Source organism: Citrobacter sp. wls714 (assembly GCF_005281025.1).
In the GTDB taxonomy this organism is placed as follows: Bacteria; Pseudomonadota; Gammaproteobacteria; order Enterobacterales; family Enterobacteriaceae; genus Citrobacter; species Citrobacter werkmanii.
The window spans coordinates 106,071-123,381 of sequence record NZ_SZWZ01000032.1; the positions used below are offsets into that span (position 1 = coordinate 106,071).

Below are 17,311 nucleotides of genomic sequence, written 5' to 3' on the forward strand. Positions count from 1 at the left end.
TCGAAACAGAAAATTCATTACTCATTTATCTAACTAAATAATAGATAAACAGTCAGCATAATAGTGCCAGACATAAGTGCTGGTCGGATATGTACCAGCAGCATTAAAGAAGATCATTTGCTCTCTATCCCACACTATAAAATGGTAAAAATGAAAAAGTTAATGATTGCAATTATTGCGGCAACAGCTCTATCCGGTTGCGCTCAGCAAACCTTTAAAATCAACAACGGCATTGCAGAAAAACCCTCTCAGGAAACCAGACAGAATTTTTTCATTAATGGTATTGGCCAGTCACAAACCATCGATGCAGCTTCTGTATGCGGCGGTGCAGACAAAGTTGTTCGTACAGAAGTTCAGGAGTCTGGTATGGATGTTTTCTTGCGCATCATCACGATTGGCATCTATACTCCTCGGGAAGCCAGAGTATATTGTTCTAAATGATATTTTAAGCAGGTGTTTTCAGGAATACCTGCTTAACTTTACTGATGGTTAATAATATTGATCATTACTGAGAAATGGCATTAGCAACACAACAAACACCGTAATAAAACATAAGAACAGTTAAACAATTAGTACAGAAATATCCCTTCCAGTATCAGTAAGTACGTTGCCAAAACAATAGCTCCGGCGATACCGCCTACAAACAGAACTGCAGCAATAGCTAATTGATCGCGGTTTGAGTACTGAATTTTGGTGCGAGCAGCCAAATTTTTCTTATGTACTACCGTCACTTCGCGACTTGAAGTGTGTCCCTTAGTAAAGGTTATATCTGTCATACTGTTATCCGTTTGCTGTATGTGAGAACGCAAATAACCGCTACACAACTAAGGATATGCTCTTTGAATAACACAGTCTGAGATTCATCTCACGATAAAGAAAAAACAGGTTTTCTACGGCCAATTCCTCCCCATTCTCACTTCTATCAACAAGATACCTTCCATTTTATTCGACAAAAACCTTCACTTTGGGTTTTGAAAGCAGAATAAGAATAAACTCAGTAAAAGTGACCGGTTTATAAAAATAGTACCCTTGCAGGAAAACAATGTTGTTTTTGTTGAGATAATCAAGCTGCGCCTTCGTTTCAACACCTTCAGCAACAATGCTTAATGACAGCTTACGTGCCAGGTCGAGGACACAATCTAAAATTCGGGTTGAATCAGGCAGGTCATTTACCCGTCCCACAAAACTCTGATCGATTTTGATATAGTCAATGTGCAGATCATGCAAGTAAGAAAGTCCAGAATAGCCTGTACCAAAATCATCTAACGCAATGACAAAACCATTTTCATGAAGCGTATTGAGCCTCTGCACAAGATCATCATCCACATGCAACGGTTCTCGTTCAGTCACCTCAATCACCAAATTTAAATCATTACGGCTGAAACTGTCTCTGTAGCGCAGGCACTCCTCCACAAACGTAGGGGAAGTGATATGGGATGCGCTGAAGTTAATTCCGACATGGAAGCCGGATGACAATTTGCTGGCGATGGAGTTCATATTAGCAGCGACCTGCCTCATCAAGCTTTGAGTCAGCGGCACTATCAGACCTGATTTTTCGGCAACTGGAATAAAAGAGGCCGGAGAGATATACCCAGCCCTTGGGTGCTTCCATCTGGCCAGCACCTCGACACCGCGTAACGTTCCATCGCGACCATTTACGATTGGTTGATAAAAAGGCACTATCTCCCCTTTATCTATCGCTCTGCGCAACGTTTCTTCAGGGGTATCATTCTTATTCAAATATTTATCGATGGCATAAGCCACAGCGACCGAGATCAGCAGGATGAAAATCAGAATTCCCAGACCATTAGTGACGAGCCTTTTTAAGCTAAATAATGGAGGCTGTTCGAAAATAATGCTGAAGGGATACTTTGCAGAATTCACTTGACCAGACTGCTGCGCACTCGCCTTGAAGACTTTCACTTCCGTCGATGAACCAAGCACTTTGTCGCCTACCCGCAATGAATAGGTCAGTCCTTTTAATGGGACATTCAATGCGCCCCGGATATGCACCCCACTTATCGTGATAATGATACTACTTGTTTGAAAATGAGTCTGATAAAGTAAAACGGGTATCTCATTCACGGTATTTTGTGCAGAGGCCAACAGCAAATTCGTATCAGGTATCACGGGTATCTGTTTCAACAAGATCCGATTACCTGGCAGTGAGGTACACCAAACCTTCCCTTGCCGGATAATAATCAGCGTTCGTAAATGGGGCCGAAGCGCAGCTTCAGTTCCGAGCTGGTATTGGCTCTCCAGGTCGCATTTTTTTTCAGCGATGCGCTTAGCGGTACCCGTTGCCTGAAAAGCTTCATTAAGTATGTTGTCCATATTTTTCGCGGCATATCGTGCCCCACCAAGAGCTTCCATTGATGAGGAATACCAAAGCTGCATATTGAGAATAAAAACACCGATTACGAACAGACATATCGCAGCAAGTATCGGTAACAGTGCTTTGCGCATTCTTATATCCTGTGGCGAAAAATGAACACGTTAAAACGGACGTTGACTGAATCATGTTTGTCTCTACAGAGCATGGTCGACAGCAACATAAATCGCCATGAAGCCAATCACTTTTTCTAAATCTCATCATAACGCATTGATTAATAGTAAATAATCATTATGCATTTTCAGAGCAATAGCAGTATTGCCCCACATTTAATTTGCTATGATGAGAAGGCATAATCAGGAGGAGAGCAAATGAAAATCTTTATTACTGACAATGACGGAAATCTGATCCCCATTGATGGAAAAAGCGTTGTCATCGAATTGAATAATGGCAAAACGATTGAGATCGCCGAGGAATACGGCAGAGATGACATCCCGGAAGGGATCAATCTCTGGGGAGGACGGGAACCATCTCCTTCCCTCCCATTTGAGGAAATCAAGGCCAGAACTGAAAGCCTCGGCGTTTACCCCATTGCAGCCAATGCTCTACACGTTTTCCCGTACAAAATTTCGTCGAAAAATTGAATCCTGACAAACTCGCAATGATCCCCTATCAACTATGCGATCGTTTTACCCGAAATAGAAATAACAAAATCCTAATCTCTTAATGAATATAAGGATTTGTTAAGCTCAATACGATACGGTTGCGGTGGCGCATCATTCGAGGAAAAACAATGAGCAGATTCTCAAGACTTCAGATTCACTTGCACTGGCTAACTCTGGTGTTAATCGCGATAACCTATGCCACAATGGAATTTCGCGGTTGGTTTCCCAAAGGCAGTGCCTCCTATCTGTTGATGAAAGAAACACACTATAATACAGGGGTATTTGTCTGGTGTTTAATGATAATACGTTTAATTCTCAAACATAAGTATGACGATCCAGCTATCACACCTACGCCCCCCCAGTGGCAGAGGATATCAGCCAAATTAATGCATATCATGCTCTATGTCTCTTTTCTGGCGCTACCGTTATTAGGTGTCTTGACGATGGCTTACGGTGGAAAGAGTTGGTTTTTTCTAGGTTTAAACATCCCCTCTTTCGTTCATAGCAATGATGAAATAAAAGCCGTCGTGAAAGCTATTCATGAAACTCTGGCAAATGTAGGCTATTTCTTGATTGCAGCCCATGCTGGCGCGGCATTATTTCATCACGCCATACAGAAGGACAATACACTTTTAAGAATGATGCCTGAACATAAACATCTGAAATGATGAGATTAGAAACATAGGCACTAAAAAACGTAGAAAGCATTAGTTTATTTGTTATTCACTATAATGCTTATCTTTCTTTCTATCCCCTCATAACATAATCATCCCCGGGGGACGTCAATTCATATTGACGGTCCCCCTTGTATATCAGATAAAAACACAGTATAAACACTGTATATCCATACAGATAAAGGCAAGTGGCAATGTTCGTGGAACTCGTTTATGACAAAAGGAATTTTGATGGGCTGCTCGGTGCAAAAGAGATCATTTTGGGCGAATTGAGAAAGGGAGTGCACCAGATCTTTCCAGATGCTGATGTCCGGGTTAAACCGATGCTGACCCTACCAGCAATAAACACTGATGCCAGTAAGCACGAGAAAGAACAGATTAGTCGCACTGTTCAGGAAATGTTTGAAGAAGCCGATATGTGGCTGGTCTCAGATTAATTACTCTAATTTGCTGCGACTTAAATCCTTGAAAGATTGTCGGCTACCCGCCGTTATGTTCTGGCATACGACGCAGTCGCAGCAACACTCATCACTGAGCACATATCATTTGTCCAGTCCGGGTATCTTTGCTTCTGTAGCTTAATTACTCCAGATACCGCAAAATAAACCAAGAAGAAATAGTATCATGGTGTATTATATCACATAAAATAATAAACAATTACAACTTATAATTCCCAGGAGCCATAGGTACAGCCTGTTGTTTATCATTTCAAATATCACATTATGCTTTCCGCCCCATGTTAATACTGATAGAATATCGAAATATAAAAAACTATGTAAATTTATTACTAATACTTTGGTAGTTTTTTGATAAATAAAGAAAATGGGCTGCATATAAATGAATACATCTATTACCATCGTTACAGCGTTTTTCGATATAGGACGAGGAAATTGGACGAGTGATAAAGGTTTCTCTCCTCATTTAGAGAGAACATCTGATACTTACATTGAGTATTTTAAAAATCTGTCTGAATTAGATAATGAGATGGTCATATTTACATCTAGTGATCTTAAACCAAAAATAGAAAAAATTAGAAATGGTAAGCGAACTGTTGTAATCTCTTTAGATATCAATAATAAATTCCAACATATTAAAAATAAAATTTCACAGATTCAGAAAGATGATGAATTTAGAAATAAACTTGAAACTCGCCAACTAATAAACCCAGAATACTGGTCCTCAAACTACGTATTCGTTTGCAATCTAAAATCATACTTCGTAAATAAGGCAATAGCGTTAAACCTTGTTAATAATAATATGGTTGCATGGGTTGACTTTGGTTACTGTCGTAATGCAGAAGTCATAAATGGTTTATCCCAATGGAATTATCCATTTGATGTAAACAAAGTCAACTTATTTACGGTAAAAAAAGGGTTGACTGTCAAAACGCTTCATCAGGTTTTCGACCACATGATTAATAATCGTTCTTATATTATTGGCGGTGCAATTGTTGCAACAAAAAACAAATGGAAGGAATTTTATGAATTGGTTTGCCAGTGCCAAATAAAAACGCTTAGAAACAATATTGTTGATGATGACCAGGGTATTTTTATAATGTGCTACCATTATAAGCCTCAATTAATCAAACTAAATCATCTCGGTAAGAATCGATGGTTTAATTTGTTTAAACTGTATGGCAAGAATGATTTTAGTTCTTTTTCACGAAGGTTAAAAGTAACACTTATCGGGAAATAAGATTAAATTGTAGACATACACAATACCGATAAAGGTAAAGCTGACGTCTACTATGAGCGAAGAGCGGTAATTAAAGGTTTCGAACACTACATAAATTATCACTCTGCTCGGTTCTGTTTATCAGTCATGATCAATTAACAGTCAGTCGCAATGCTAATTCTTGCGGGTAGGGATCAAAGTAATTCTGCGTCAGCAGATAATCGTCCGGATATTCCGCCAGATAATGTTTCAGCAACGTCACCGGGGCCAGGATGGGCAGTAGTCCTGCGCGGTAATGAAGGATCACCTCGCGCAACTCGCCGCGCTGACGCATTGTTAATTGATTATGGAAGTACCCCTGAATGTGCATAAGCACGTTTGTGTGGTTTTTACGTGAGGCGGGTTTCTTCAGAATTGTCATTAAATTATCCCGGTAAACCGCAAAGAAAGCCTCCAGATCCTCCCATTCATGCAGTGATGCGACAAATGGGCCAATTTGCCTATATCCGGCCTGATGGTGAGCCAGCAATTGCAATTTATAACGGCTATGAAAATCCAGTAGAGCCCGCCGCGTCAGGCCATTTTTGCGCAGCATATTGAGCTCATGTAGGGCGAAAACCCTTTCGACGAAGTTTTCGCGTAGGACCGGATCGTGCAGCCTCCCGTCTTCTTCTACCGGTAGCCACGGATATTTCTCCATCAGCGCGGCGGTAAACAGTCCCACCCCGTCTTTACGCCCGCGATTGCCTTTATCGTCATATAAGCGCACACGTTCCATGCCACAACTGGGGGATTTTGCACAGACGATAAAACCGGACAGTGTGTCCAGCCCTGCCAGATACCGCTGGCAGAAGTCAGCCATTTCGTCGGTCACGTCTTCGTGAGGTGCGTGACTAAAACGCATGCGAATATCCCCGACAGTCGTTTGCACCAGGCGCAGCGCTGGCCGAGGGACAGGCAAACCTATCGCCATCTCCGGGCAAACAGGCTGGAAAGTCATCCACTGGGCTAGTTTCTCCATCGCAAATTCTGCCCGTTTATGCCCGCCGTCAAAGCGGACGGCAGATCCCGTTAAACAGCCGCTGATCCCAACGATGGGTTGCATTTTCATGACCTCTTCCTCACTATCGCGTTTTACGGGAGAAGAAAAGCGTCACCGTACCGACGGTGAGGCCAAATTTCTTCATCTCCGTTTTATTAAACAGATGGTTAGCATCCTGCATGTACATCCAGTCGTCAAAATTCAGCAACCAGGTTCTGCCGCTGGCTTTCACATTCATGCTGTAATGCCAGTTGAACGCGTTGCCCGCTGCTTGCCCCTTCGCCACGCCTTCAATGTCACCGGCAGTACCTTCGTAACGATCGGCGCTAACTTTACGGATATGCCATACCCGCTGCTGTTTCTCTCCATCGTCGTACACAAAGCGTTCGTTGAGGGTCAATGTGTCTCCCACCACATCGCCGTTAATATCGACATGGAAGCGACGAAGCTGTTTACCGCTGCGGTCCTGAATCATCCCCCATGCTTGCGTTTCTCCCTGAAAATACTGAAAGATATCCAGCGTCGGCTGCTGTTGCCGATAGTCGGCAATTTCAGCGCTACAACCAGCCACCTGCATCAGCAAGGGCAGGCTCAGGGCCAATAAACGTTTCATTTTTCACCTCCAGTAAGCTGCTGACGCAGCTCAGGATATTGCGTGCGGGAACCCAGCCAGACAGAGAGAAAGTTTTCGCTGAACGCCGCCGACTGCGGTGGGCCAAGCGGGATAAAGTGCCTTTGAACCGCTGAAGCGCGATACCAAAACTTCCCCTGCTTATCTTGCAATACAAAAGCCAGTTGCGTACCTGGCGCGACGTCTGGCCATATCTCACTCAACATGCGAAGCCAGGACTCACTCTGCGCTTCCCGCTCGAGAATACCCTGCGCTCGCCACTGATCGCGGGTGGCATTAACCAGTTCTTGCCGTTCAATATTGCGCTGATAGGTGATAATCAGTGCTTGATCCTCTTTCAGCCCGCGATAGCGCCCATCCGGCGTGCGCAGTTGTGAGGTATAGATCGTGAATGGTCCCCAGGAGAGCGTCGCATCGCCGACTTTCCGCCAGCTTAACCAGTCAGCGGCACCGGCAAAAGGCGCCGTCGCCATGACGCCCAGCAGTATCAATAGGGCAGGTTTCATTAGTGTTTCCCCATGAAAATATGAAAAAACAGCATCAACACCAGCCAGCCCGCCGCCATTAAGCCAACAACAATAAATGTTGGTTCCAGAAAAGTAATGGCCCCCAAACGTTCTCCTATCACATAGGCGATCGGCCCACCACCGGTGGCCATTATGGCCAGCAGCCATCCCGGCAAGGTAGTCGAGCAGGTAAGGTGCGTCCACAGGACAGCGAACATGAGCCAAAGCGCAACCATCCATAACGGCAACAATGCTTCGCCGTGAAAATTAATCAACCCCGTCAACGCCCACAGCGCATCCAGACCACTACCCACCGCTGCCATCATTAACGCGTACAGACGTTGCGCAGACGGCAGCAAGAAGCAGGCCAGAATAGCCAGCCCAAGCCATAACGCCAGGCCGCGCTCACGAAATAACACCACCATGAGCCAGTACAGATCGAACCCGACAGCCAGGATAAAGACCTGTAAATGGCGGTTCATGGACGTTCCGCCGTCAGTTGCACCACGCTGATCGTGCGGGCGTTAAAACCGGCTTCGCAGTAGCCGAAGTAGTACAGCCACATACGGCGAAAACGCTCATCAAATCCCAGTTTTTCAATGTCATGCCAGGCGTGAACAAATCCTTGTCGCCAGTGCGCAAGCGTCCGGGCGTAGTCGGGCCCCATATCGAACAGATTACGAACCACAAAGTCAGTATGCTTTGTCATCAGGCCGCTCATCGCGGTGATACTGGGTAAAAAGCCCCCTGGAAAGATATAGCGCTGAATAAAATCAACGCCTTTGCTGTATTCGCGATAGCGCTGATCCTGAATGGTAATGGCCTGAATCGCCAGTTTTCCCCCACGACGCAGTCGCGCCTGGCAGGTACGGAAAAACGTCGGCAGATAACGCTGACCAACCGCTTCGATCATTTCGACCGACACCAGTTTGTCGAATTCCCCGGTCAGGTCGCGGTAGTCGCACAGCAGGACGTTGACTCTCTCCTGTAAACCTGCGCGGGCAATCCGCGCTTTCGCCCAGGCAAACTGTTCCTGAGACAGGGTCGTGGTGGTTACACGGCAACCGTAATGGCGTGCGGCGTATTCCGCCATCGCCCCCCAACCAGTACCAATCTCCAACAGGTGGTCATTCGCGGTCAGTGCCAATTGCTCGCAAAGCCGCGCCATTTTTGCCTGCTGAGCCTGCGCTAAAGACTGCTCGGGGCAGGTGAATAAGGCGCTGGAATAGAGTAAATCCTCATCAAGAAAGTACGCATAAAATGCATTACCGAGATCGTAATGCGCGGCAATGTTTTCTTTTGCTTGTTGCCGATGGTTGCGACGCGTCCAGTGACGCAAACGCTCGGCGGGTCGGCCAAGCAGGCGAAAACCGCTTTCCAGGCGTCCCAGTAGGGTGCTGTTAAGCGCAAATATTTGCAGTAAGGGCGTGAGCTGTTGCGTTTCCCACTCTCCGTCCATCCAGGCCTCAGCCGCCGCAAGACTTCCGCCTTTCAGCACCCGCCAGTACACCGTGGGCGAGAGAATATGTACTTCAGCGCGTAATTCAGCTGAAACATCACCAAAGTGTAAGGTTTGCTCCCTTTCCCGCACCGTGACTGAACCCTGGCGAAGGCCGCTCAGCATGCGGAAAAGAAGCCAACGCGCCACACGCAGGTTGCGCGGAACATCAGGTTCAAGCGCAAAGACGGGATCGGTCATGATCGTTCACTCCTGCTGACGGGATGGTTGTAGAGAGGAACTCGCTTAAGACACAGTCGTAGCGCCTGCCAGTAAATCGCGAACACCGTTTTCAGCGTCATTAACGGCAGTCGTAGCAGCAACGCGCGTAAACTCGCCTGCGTCAACGGCTCGCGTTTGAGCATCAGGCTGGCATCAAAAATCTTCTCTGCCTGGTGGTTTTCGATATGCATATGCAGCGTTTTACCCGGCGGGTTAAATCGCCAGTGATAGACCATATCCATCGGGTTAAACGGCGATACATGGAACGCTTTTTCCAACGGACGCTTTTCCTGTGCGTCTACAGCGTAGTAATGTCGCTCATTCCATGGCGTATTGCGGACTTCCGCCAGTACCCAGCGCAGACGCTGTGAACGGTCATAGCAGTAGTAAAAATTGACCGGGTTAAAATGAAAACCGAAATAGCGCAGCTGTGTCAGAAGCATTACACGCCCCCCGGGATGTTCGCCCGTCAGGCAGGCAAGCTTATTCAACACGCTCTCCCTTAACGGTGTCCCCAGAGGGTAATCCGCATCATGAAAAGCTGTCGCGGCGAAGCGATTACGTTTCACGCCTACGCCCGAAAGCTGTGCGAGTTCATCTAAATCGAGCCACGCCATAAACACCTGATAACTAAACTGGTGTGTTGCTGGCTGGAGGCGGCGATGGCGCAAAACACCGTGGTACAGGCAGCTGTTCATCTTAGCCCCCCTCTCCTGCGGCAATGCCGTGTACTACATCGAGCGCGCTGCGCACGCCATCCTCATGAAAGCCGTTGTACCAATAAGCCCCGCAGAACCAGGTCCGACGCAGGCCGTTGATCTCAGTGCGGCGCGCCTGCGCGCGCCAGCTGTCGGGATTAAACAATGGGTGCTCGTAGACAAAGCGTCGCCAGACGAATCGCTCGTCAATAGGGGTGTCCGGGTTGAGGGTCACGCAGAATAGCGGGCTTCCTTCGGGTAATCCCTGGAGAATATTCATGTTATAGGTGACACAGGCGCTGGCGCGATCTTGCCCACTCAGGCGGTAATTCCAGCTTGCCCACGCGCGTTCGCGTACCGGTAACCAGCGGCGATCGCTGTGCAAAACGACCTCGTTACGCTGCCAGCTAATTGCGCCCAGCACGTCGAGTTCTGCGGTGGTGGCATCACCAAGCACGACCAGAGCCTGCGAAGAATGACAAGCGAAGATCACCTGATCAAACGTCTGTACTGATCCTGCCAACTGGATTTTGACGCCGCTGTCGTGACGAATGACCTGCTGAACAGGCGCATTGAGGTGCAATGCCAGACGCTCACCCAGCTTCGCCAGCATAACGCGAATGTACTCGCGCGATCCGCCTGGGACCACGTACCACTGCGGACGATGCCAGATATCCAGCAGGCCGTGGTGTTCAAAGAAGCGTAAGAACAACGGCAACGGAAAACGGCGCATTTCCTGTAGCGAAGATGACCAGATGGCTGCGCCCATCGGCAGAATATAATGACGCGCAAAGAACGCGCTGAAATGGTGCTGGTCGAGGAAGGTCTGTAGCGTGGCGTTGGCATCGACATCATTCAATGCCCGTTTAGCCAGACGATTAAAACGGACAATCTCTTTCATCATTCCCCAAAATGCGGGTTTGAGCAGGTTCTGACGTTGGGCGAACAAGGAAGTCAGAGTATGACCGCTGTACTCCATACCGCTTTGCGTATTATGCACCGAAAAACTCATCTGCGTTTTTTGCCCCTGGATACCGAGTTCACTCAGCAAGCCCATAAAACGCGGATAAGTTCGGTCGTTGTAGACGATAAAGCCGCTATCAATCGCGAAATTCCCCTGTGGAGTCGCTATATCTACCGTCGCAGTATGGCCGCCAGGGGTCGACGCCGCTTCAAAAAGCGTCACCTGATGATGTCCGGCCAGACGCCAGGCGCAGGTTAATCCGGCAATACCACTGCCAATGATAGCAATTTTCATGAACGCACCATCCTGCGCAGCAACGTGCGCTGGAGACTCTCAGGCAGCACGGCCAACAGACGCAGCAACACGCCAAAACCTGTCGGGAAGGCAATACTATTTTTTCCTTTCGCCAGGCCACGACGAATAGCCTTCACCGCCTGCTTTACACTCACCTGCCCGGGCATAGGAAAATCGTTTTTACGGGTAAGCGGGGTATCAACAAATCCTGGCGAAACGACGGTCACGGCAATACCTTTTGGCTCCCAGTCCAGACGCAAACTATTGGCAAACCAGGTTAGCGCGGCTTTAGACGCACCATAGGCTTCCGCCCGTGGGAACGGCAGCCAGTGCGCCATCGAACTGACCAGCACCACACGGTTACCGGAAGTTAACTGCGGCTGAAGCGCTGCCAGGCAGTTGATGGGGCCCTGATAATTCGCCGCCATCACCCGTTCAACCTTCCCTGCATCTATCCAGCCGTGGTCGAGATATTCGCAAGTTCCGGCACAAAGAATAACCAGTTCGGGTTTGCAGTCCGCCAACGCCTGGCGACAGGCGTCCCTGTCTGTCATATCGAACAGGCGTACTGTGATGTTGGCGTGGGATTGGCGCAGTTGTTCCAGCCTTTCGGGATTGCGGCCACAGGCAATCACGTGACAGCCGTCATCGGCCCATGATTTTGCAAGCCCGGCGCCAATCCCTGAACTTGCGCCAGTAATGAGGACAGTCATCATGCGCGCACCCTCCTTTTAACGTGGCGAACGGCCCAACCCAACAGCGGCAGATGCTCATAGAGCATCTCACCGGCATCGTAATAATCACGCTGGCGAAAAATCTTCTCGCCATGTGTCTCGACCATTGAACATCCCGGCAAAGATCGTATTTTTCCGCCAGCAATACGCGGATGCGACCAGTACATTGTCCACGTCACAGCAAACCGCCCGGTCTCACACAGTGGAGGGTCAATGGCAAAACGGCAGGCATTCACATTCGCCAGGAGATGCGAGAAATAGCGCTGAATGGCAAACAGCCCATTATGTTCCCCGAAGGGATCGACAAGTACCGCGTGCACGTCGTACAAACCGGCAAGCGCGGGGACGGGCTGGCGATCCAAATTGGCGTAGTAATCCACAAACCTGTCGATAACGGATGGCGGTGCGCGCATAGCTCTTACCCTTGTGTGAACCACATTGCGTAGGCGGTATAATTAAAACTTACACAAACACTTTAATTTGTCCAAGTTTATACTAAAAAATAATTATAAATTCATTTAATTCAATAAATTAAAATTTAATATTTTTGAGGAAATTTATTCGTAAGCCACTAAGGTAGTGGCCAATCAACACACAAGAAAGGTAATAACAGAGAATTAAAGCGGGATCACTTCGAGGGAGTTGACCTGCTGTTGCCAGAGGTCTATCTGTTTTTTGCGCGCTACGGTGAGTTTGCCGGACGTCACCAACAGCCATTTGCGTTCGGGGAAAATTTCAGGCGCAAGCATCGCGGGCGGTACAGGAAGCACATCAATACGATGTCCCTGTCCAGTGCGACCAAGCGCTTCAAGCCAGATCTCGCAGGGGTCGGTAAGATGCCAGCCTGTAATCAGGTAGTTATCGCCCGGCGCACGCTTATCCCCTTCCAGGCAAAACGAGGTGTAAGAAATAATAATACCATCAAGGATTTCACGCAGCGTCATGATAGCAGGCACGTTAGCTGATACCTGGCTTCGCAGAGGGCGCAGCACCTCGCTCACCAGTTCAGGGCGGGGATATTCGCGACCGGCATCATAAATAAGCTGGCGCAGAGAGTCTATTTTCCCTTCGTTCAAGCGCTGCAGCATACTCTCTTGCAGAGCGAGCCAGTTATTCGTTCGCCGGGCACCAGGGCGGGACAGCAACGGTTTAACCTGGCTTATCGGTACGCCTTTTTTCACCCAATCGAGAATTTTAAGCGCCTGTTGGATATCGTCATCGCTATACAACCGGTGCCCACCATCCGTACGTTGTGGTTTGAGAAGTCCATAACGACGTTGCCAGGCGCGCAGCGTTGTGGCGGTTATTCCACAAAGCCTCGCAAATTCACCGATGGAATAGGACATACAGAGCACCTAATAACCAATAATACTTTCAATATACTACGAACCACGAGCAACAATCACTTTCAGAAAGAAGATATAAAGCACAAGGGATTGATATCCACAAATTATTGGAACATAAATCTAGAAAAATGACAGACAAATATCACGACGACAGGGGTAAGGATTGGACAGTTGTCGAAGTAAAAACGGGGTGAGCACGCCTGGTTTTTGGGGAAGCATTTTGGGGAAACAATGTTGCAGGCACTAAAAAACGGGAACCTCTCGGCTCCCGTTCTCATACAACCCAGAATCTGGATTACATGTTTTCGATGATCGCGTCACCAAACTCGGAACATTTCAGCAGCTTAGCGCCATCCATCAGACGTTCGAAGTCATAGGTTACGGTCTTGGCGTTAATCGCGCCTTCCATACCTTTAACGATCAGGTCAGCCGCTTCGACCCAACCCATGTGGCGCAGCATCATTTCTGCAGACAGAATGATAGAGCCAGGGTTCACTTTATCCTGGCCTGCGTACTTCGGTGCAGTACCATGGGTCGCTTCGAACAGCGCACATTCGTCACCGATGTTCGCGCCTGGCGCGATACCAATACCCCCCACCTGTGCTGCCAACGCATCAGAGATGTAGTCGCCGTTCAGGTTCATACAAGCAATCACATCGTACTCAGCAGGACGCAGCAGGATCTGTTGCAGGAACGCATCGGCGATAACGTCCTTAACCACGATTTCTTTGCCGGATTTCGGGTTCTTGATTTTCACCCACGGGCCGCCATCAATCAATTCACCACCGAATTCTTCACGCGCTAACTGGTAACCCCAGTCTTTGAACGCGCCTTCAGTGAACTTCATGATGTTACCTTTATGTACCAGGGTAACAGAATCACGATCGTTCGCGATGGCATATTCGATCGCCGCACGAACCAGACGCTTGGTCCCTTCTTCAGAACACGGTTTGATACCAATACCACAATGTTCCGGGAAGCGAATTTTCTTCACGCCCATTTCTTCACGCAGGAATTTAATCACTTTCTCAGCATCTGCGGAGTCTGCTTTCCACTCGATACCCGCATAGATATCTTCGGAGTTTTCACGGAAGATAACCATGTCGGTCAGTTCAGGGTGTTTAACCGGGCTTGGCGTACCCTGGTAATAACGCACCGGGCGCAGGCAGACATACAGGTCAAGTTCCTGACGCAGAGCAACGTTCAGAGAGCGAATACCGCCGCCAACTGGCGTGGTCAGTGGACCTTTGATGGCAACACGATATTCACGAATCAGATCAAGAGTTTCAGCAGGCAGCCAGACGTCCTGGCCATAAACCTGAGTGGATTTCTCGCCGGTGTAGATTTCCATCCAGGAGATTTTACGCTCGCCTTTATAGGCTTTCTCGACAGCAGCATCGACAACTTTGATCATCGGTGGGGTTACATCAACGCCGATACCGTCGCCTTCAATGAACGGGATAATCGGATTTTCAGGAACGTTGAGTTTGCCGTTTTGCAGGGTGATCTTCTTACCTTCCGCCGGAACAACTACTTTGCTTTCCATTCACCTCTCCTTCGAGCGCTTCTGGTTTGCTCGTCTGTCATCGCGCTGCATGTGCATTGGCGTCCTGCTGCACGACTGCGTTAGAGCAATTTTTTTGTTAATGATTTGTAATGAGCGTGTCAATACTACCCTATTGTTCGTCGCCATGAAAGACACTCGTTCTTAGGCTATAATGCGGCAATTGACATAATCTGAAAATACCATGCAAAAAACTTCTTTTAGAAATCACCAAGTTAAGCGATTCAGCTCACGACAAGTCACTAAGCAGCGTAAAGAAAACCAGCCAAAACGCGTGGTTTTGTTCAATAAACCCTACGATGTTTTGCCACAATTTACTGACGAAGCGGGACGCAAAACGTTAAAAGATTTTATTCCTGTGCCAGGCGTGTATGCTGCGGGTCGTTTGGATCGGGACAGTGAAGGGCTTTTAGTGCTGACCAATGATGGCGCATTACAGGCGCGGTTAACGCAGCCCGGCAAGCGCACGGGGAAAATTTATTATGTTCAGGTTGAGGGAGAACCTACGCCCGAAGCGCTGGAAGCCCTGCGCACTGGCGTAACGCTTAACGATGGTCCCACGCTGCCTGCAGGCATTGAAGTGGTAAAAGAACCCGCCTGGCTGTGGCCGAGAACCCCGCCCATTCGTGAACGGAAGAATATTCCCACCAGTTGGTTAAAAGTCACCTTATATGAAGGCCGCAACCGTCAGGTACGGCGTATGACAGCACATGTTGGGTTTCCTACGCTACGCCTCATCCGCTATGCCATGGGTAATTACACGCTGGATAATCTCGCTAACGGCGAATGGCGGGATGCAACTGTATAAGGAATCGGTATGTTCAAACCACACGTTACGGTCGCCTGCATTGTGCATGCAGAAGATAAATTTTTAGTCGTTGAGGAAACCATAAACGGCAAAGCCTTGTGGAATCAACCTGCCGGGCACCTGGAAGCAGACGAAACCCTGGTACAGGCCGCCGCCCGTGAGCTATGGGAAGAGACAGGCATCAACGCACAGCCGCAGCACTTCATTCGGATGCACCAATGGATTGCGCCGGACAGAACGCCTTTTTTACGTTTTCTGTTTTCTATCGAACTTGCCAATATGTGCGCTACTGAACCCCATGACAGTGATATTGATTGCTGTCGCTGGGTCAGCGCAGAAGAGATTCTCTCAGCGCCAAACCTGCGCTCACCGCTGGTTGCCGAGAGCATTCTCTGTTATCAGAGCGGGCAGCGCTATCCGCTGGCAATGATCGGTGAATTTAACTGGCCGTTTACAGAGGGTGTCAAGTAAAGGGCTGCGTGCTAGAATATGCCGCCTTGAAGTTCAATGTCGTGAGTATTCCTATGTCTGAAAGCCCAAAAAAAGTGATCGTCGGCATGTCCGGCGGTGTCGATTCCTCCGTTTCTGCCTGGCTGTTGCAACAACAGGGCTATCAGGTAGAAGGCCTGTTCATGAAGAACTGGGAAGAGGACGATGGCGAGGAATATTGCACAGCGGCTGCCGACCTTGCGGATGCACAGGCTGTCTGTGACAAACTTGGCATTGAACTGCATACCGTTAACTTTGCTGCAGAATACTGGGACAACGTCTTTGAGCTGTTTCTTGAAGAGTACAAAGCGGGTCGTACGCCGAACCCGGATATTCTGTGCAATAAAGAGATAAAATTTAAAGCCTTCCTCGAATTTGCCGCTGAAGATTTAGGTGCCGATTACATCGCCACCGGTCACTACGTGCGCCGCGCTGATGTCGACGGCAAAAGCCGCCTGCTGCGAGGGCTTGATGGCAATAAAGACCAGAGCTATTTCCTCTATACGCTCGGCCATGAGCAAATCGCGCAAAGTCTGTTCCCGGTCGGCGAACTGGAAAAACCACAGGTGCGTAAAATTGCCGAAGATCTCGGTCTGATTACCGCCAAGAAAAAAGATTCCACGGGTATCTGCTTCATCGGCGAACGTAAGTTCCGCGAATTTCTTGGTCGCTACCTGCCCGCTCAGCCTGGCAAAATCATCACCGTTGACGGCGAAGAGATTGGCCAGCACCAGGGACTGATGTACCACACTCTGGGCCAACGTAAAGGTCTGGGCATTGGCGGTACGAAAGAAGGGACGGAAGATCCATGGTATGTGGTGGATAAAGACGTTGAGAACAACATTCTGGTTGTCGCTCAGGGTCACGAACACCCACGCCTGATGTCCGTTGGCCTGGTGGCACAACAGCTGCATTGGGTCGATCGCGAACCGTTCACCGGCACAATGCGCTGCACGGTGAAAACCCGCTACCGTCAGACCGACATTCCGTGCACCGTTAAAGCGCTGGATGCTGAACGTATTGAAGTCATTTTCGACGAACCGGTTGCGGCGGTAACGCCGGGTCAGTCGGCTGTCTTTTACAATGGCGAAATCTGCCTCGGCGGCGGAATTATCGAACAACGCCTGCCTTTGCCGGTCTAATTATTTACACATTTGATACAAGGAAGCA

The 17,311-nt window shown here is 48.4% G+C and carries 21 protein-coding genes and 1 pseudogene; 9 read left to right on the forward strand and 13 right to left on the reverse strand.

Annotated features, from left to right (window positions below; translation table 11 throughout):
• The first annotated feature begins 150 nt into the window (after positions 1 to 150).
• Positions 151 to 441, forward strand: a complete 291-nt coding sequence (locus tag FDX11_RS09590; RefSeq protein ID WP_042309317.1) for a Bor family protein — start codon at positions 151 to 153, stop codon at positions 439 to 441.
• A 128-nt stretch (positions 442 to 569) separates the two neighbouring features.
• Here the strand turns inward: FDX11_RS09590 and FDX11_RS09595 are convergent, their stop codons facing one another.
• Both FDX11_RS09595 and FDX11_RS09600 read right to left on the reverse strand, forming a co-directional pair.
• A complete protein-coding gene (locus FDX11_RS09595; protein ID WP_137397826.1) occupies positions 570 to 776 on the reverse strand; it encodes a hypothetical protein in 207 nt (68 codons plus the stop codon).
• A gap of 166 nt (positions 777 to 942) precedes the next feature.
• Positions 943 to 2,466, reverse strand: coding sequence for a cyclic diguanylate phosphodiesterase (locus FDX11_RS09600; RefSeq protein ID WP_061381498.1), 1,524 nt, complete (start codon positions 2,464 to 2,466; stop codon positions 943 to 945).
• A 237-nt stretch (positions 2,467 to 2,703) separates the two neighbouring features.
• Here FDX11_RS09600 and FDX11_RS09605 point away from each other — a divergent pair, with 237 nt between their 5' ends.
• The 4 genes from FDX11_RS09605 (at position 2,704) to yibB (ending at position 5,366) form a co-directional block, all read left to right on the forward strand.
• On the forward strand, positions 2,704 to 2,976 hold the full coding sequence (locus FDX11_RS09605) for a hypothetical protein (protein ID WP_042308953.1): 273 nt from the start codon (positions 2,704 to 2,706) through the stop codon (positions 2,974 to 2,976).
• A 149-nt stretch (positions 2,977 to 3,125) separates the two neighbouring features.
• Positions 3,126 to 3,665: a cytochrome b gene (locus FDX11_RS09610; protein WP_061381499.1), complete on the forward strand. Its 540-nt coding sequence runs from the start codon at positions 3,126 to 3,128 to the stop codon at positions 3,663 to 3,665.
• Positions 3,666 to 3,865: 200 nt separating this feature from the next.
• Positions 3,866 to 4,108 (forward strand): DinI-like family protein, encoded by a 243-nt coding sequence (locus FDX11_RS09615; protein ID WP_137397827.1) that lies wholly within the window; start codon positions 3,866 to 3,868, stop codon positions 4,106 to 4,108.
• A gap of 400 nt (positions 4,109 to 4,508) precedes the next feature.
• Complete coding sequence (gene yibB / locus FDX11_RS09620; protein ID WP_079224537.1) at positions 4,509 to 5,366, forward strand: protein YibB; 858 nt, start codon at positions 4,509 to 4,511, stop codon at positions 5,364 to 5,366.
• Between the two features lie 130 nt (positions 5,367 to 5,496).
• On the opposite strand, the gene FDX11_RS09625 is transcribed toward yibB, so the two are convergent.
• From FDX11_RS09625 to FDX11_RS09670, 10 genes are all read right to left on the reverse strand, one after another.
• Positions 5,497 to 6,456 carry a DUF523 and DUF1722 domain-containing protein gene (locus FDX11_RS09625; protein ID WP_137397828.1) on the reverse strand — a complete coding sequence of 320 codons (960 nt, stop codon included), beginning with the start codon at positions 6,454 to 6,456 and terminating at the stop codon, positions 5,497 to 5,499.
• A gap of 13 nt (positions 6,457 to 6,469) precedes the next feature.
• Positions 6,470 to 7,000, reverse strand: a complete 531-nt coding sequence (locus FDX11_RS09630; protein ID WP_042308962.1) for a DUF3833 domain-containing protein — start codon at positions 6,998 to 7,000, stop codon at positions 6,470 to 6,472.
• Positions 6,997 to 7,524 (reverse strand): hypothetical protein, encoded by a 528-nt coding sequence (locus FDX11_RS09635; RefSeq protein ID WP_137397829.1) that lies wholly within the window; start codon positions 7,522 to 7,524, stop codon positions 6,997 to 6,999. The genes FDX11_RS09630 and FDX11_RS09635 overlap by 4 nt, the downstream gene beginning before the upstream one ends.
• Positions 7,524 to 8,006 carry a DUF2878 domain-containing protein gene (locus FDX11_RS09640; RefSeq protein ID WP_042308966.1) on the reverse strand — a complete coding sequence of 161 codons (483 nt, stop codon included), beginning with the start codon at positions 8,004 to 8,006 and terminating at the stop codon, positions 7,524 to 7,526. Before FDX11_RS09640 ends, FDX11_RS09635 begins: the two co-directional genes overlap by 1 nt.
• Entirely contained in the window at positions 8,003 to 9,223 is a 1,221-nt protein-coding gene (locus tag FDX11_RS09645) for a cyclopropane-fatty-acyl-phospholipid synthase family protein (protein WP_137397830.1), read from the reverse strand. Before FDX11_RS09645 ends, FDX11_RS09640 begins: the two co-directional genes overlap by 4 nt.
• On the reverse strand, positions 9,220 to 9,942 hold the full coding sequence (locus FDX11_RS09650) for a DUF1365 domain-containing protein (protein WP_137397831.1): 723 nt from the start codon (positions 9,940 to 9,942) through the stop codon (positions 9,220 to 9,222). The genes FDX11_RS09645 and FDX11_RS09650 overlap by 4 nt, the downstream gene beginning before the upstream one ends.
• A 1-nt stretch (position 9,943) precedes the next feature.
• On the reverse strand, positions 9,944 to 11,200 hold the full coding sequence (locus FDX11_RS09655) for an NAD(P)/FAD-dependent oxidoreductase (RefSeq protein WP_137397832.1): 1,257 nt from the start codon (positions 11,198 to 11,200) through the stop codon (positions 9,944 to 9,946).
• Complete coding sequence (locus tag FDX11_RS09660; protein ID WP_042308971.1) at positions 11,197 to 11,916, reverse strand: SDR family NAD(P)-dependent oxidoreductase; 720 nt, start codon at positions 11,914 to 11,916, stop codon at positions 11,197 to 11,199. The genes FDX11_RS09655 and FDX11_RS09660 overlap by 4 nt, the downstream gene beginning before the upstream one ends.
• On the reverse strand, positions 11,913 to 12,347 hold the full coding sequence (locus tag FDX11_RS09665; RefSeq protein WP_042308972.1) for a nuclear transport factor 2 family protein: 435 nt from the start codon (positions 12,345 to 12,347) through the stop codon (positions 11,913 to 11,915). Before FDX11_RS09665 ends, FDX11_RS09660 begins: the two co-directional genes overlap by 4 nt.
• 204 nt (positions 12,348 to 12,551) lie before the next feature.
• Complete coding sequence (locus FDX11_RS09670) at positions 12,552 to 13,280, reverse strand: MerR family transcriptional regulator (protein WP_042308973.1); 729 nt, start codon at positions 13,278 to 13,280, stop codon at positions 12,552 to 12,554.
• 38 nt (positions 13,281 to 13,318) lie between these two features.
• On the opposite strand from FDX11_RS09670, the pseudogene FDX11_RS25430 reads away from it, so the two are divergent.
• Positions 13,319 to 13,474: pseudogene (locus tag FDX11_RS25430) on the forward strand (integrase); the annotation flags it as partial.
• A 101-nt stretch (positions 13,475 to 13,575) separates the two neighbouring features.
• On the opposite strand, the gene icd reads toward FDX11_RS25430, so the two are convergent.
• On the reverse strand, positions 13,576 to 14,826 hold the full coding sequence (gene icd, locus FDX11_RS09680; RefSeq protein ID WP_042308974.1) for an NADP-dependent isocitrate dehydrogenase: 1,251 nt from the start codon (positions 14,824 to 14,826) through the stop codon (positions 13,576 to 13,578).
• Positions 14,827 to 15,028: 202 nt separating this feature from the next.
• Here icd and rluE point away from each other — a divergent pair, with 202 nt between their 5' ends.
• Genes rluE through mnmA form a run of 3 tightly spaced genes read left to right on the forward strand, consistent with a single transcriptional unit; the run spans position 15,029 to position 17,283 of the window.
• The gene (gene rluE, locus FDX11_RS09685) at positions 15,029 to 15,652 is read left to right on the forward strand and encodes a 23S rRNA pseudouridine(2457) synthase RluE (RefSeq protein WP_061381740.1); all 624 of its coding nucleotides are present in this window, start codon (positions 15,029 to 15,031) and stop codon (positions 15,650 to 15,652) included.
• A gap of 9 nt (positions 15,653 to 15,661) precedes the next feature.
• Positions 15,662 to 16,123, forward strand: coding sequence for an NUDIX hydrolase (locus FDX11_RS09690; RefSeq protein ID WP_042308976.1), 462 nt, complete (start codon positions 15,662 to 15,664; stop codon positions 16,121 to 16,123).
• A gap of 53 nt (positions 16,124 to 16,176) precedes the next feature.
• Entirely contained in the window at positions 16,177 to 17,283 is a 1,107-nt protein-coding gene (gene mnmA / locus FDX11_RS09695) for a tRNA 2-thiouridine(34) synthase MnmA (protein WP_061381741.1), read from the forward strand.
• The last annotated feature ends 28 nt before the right edge of the window (positions 17,284 to 17,311 follow it).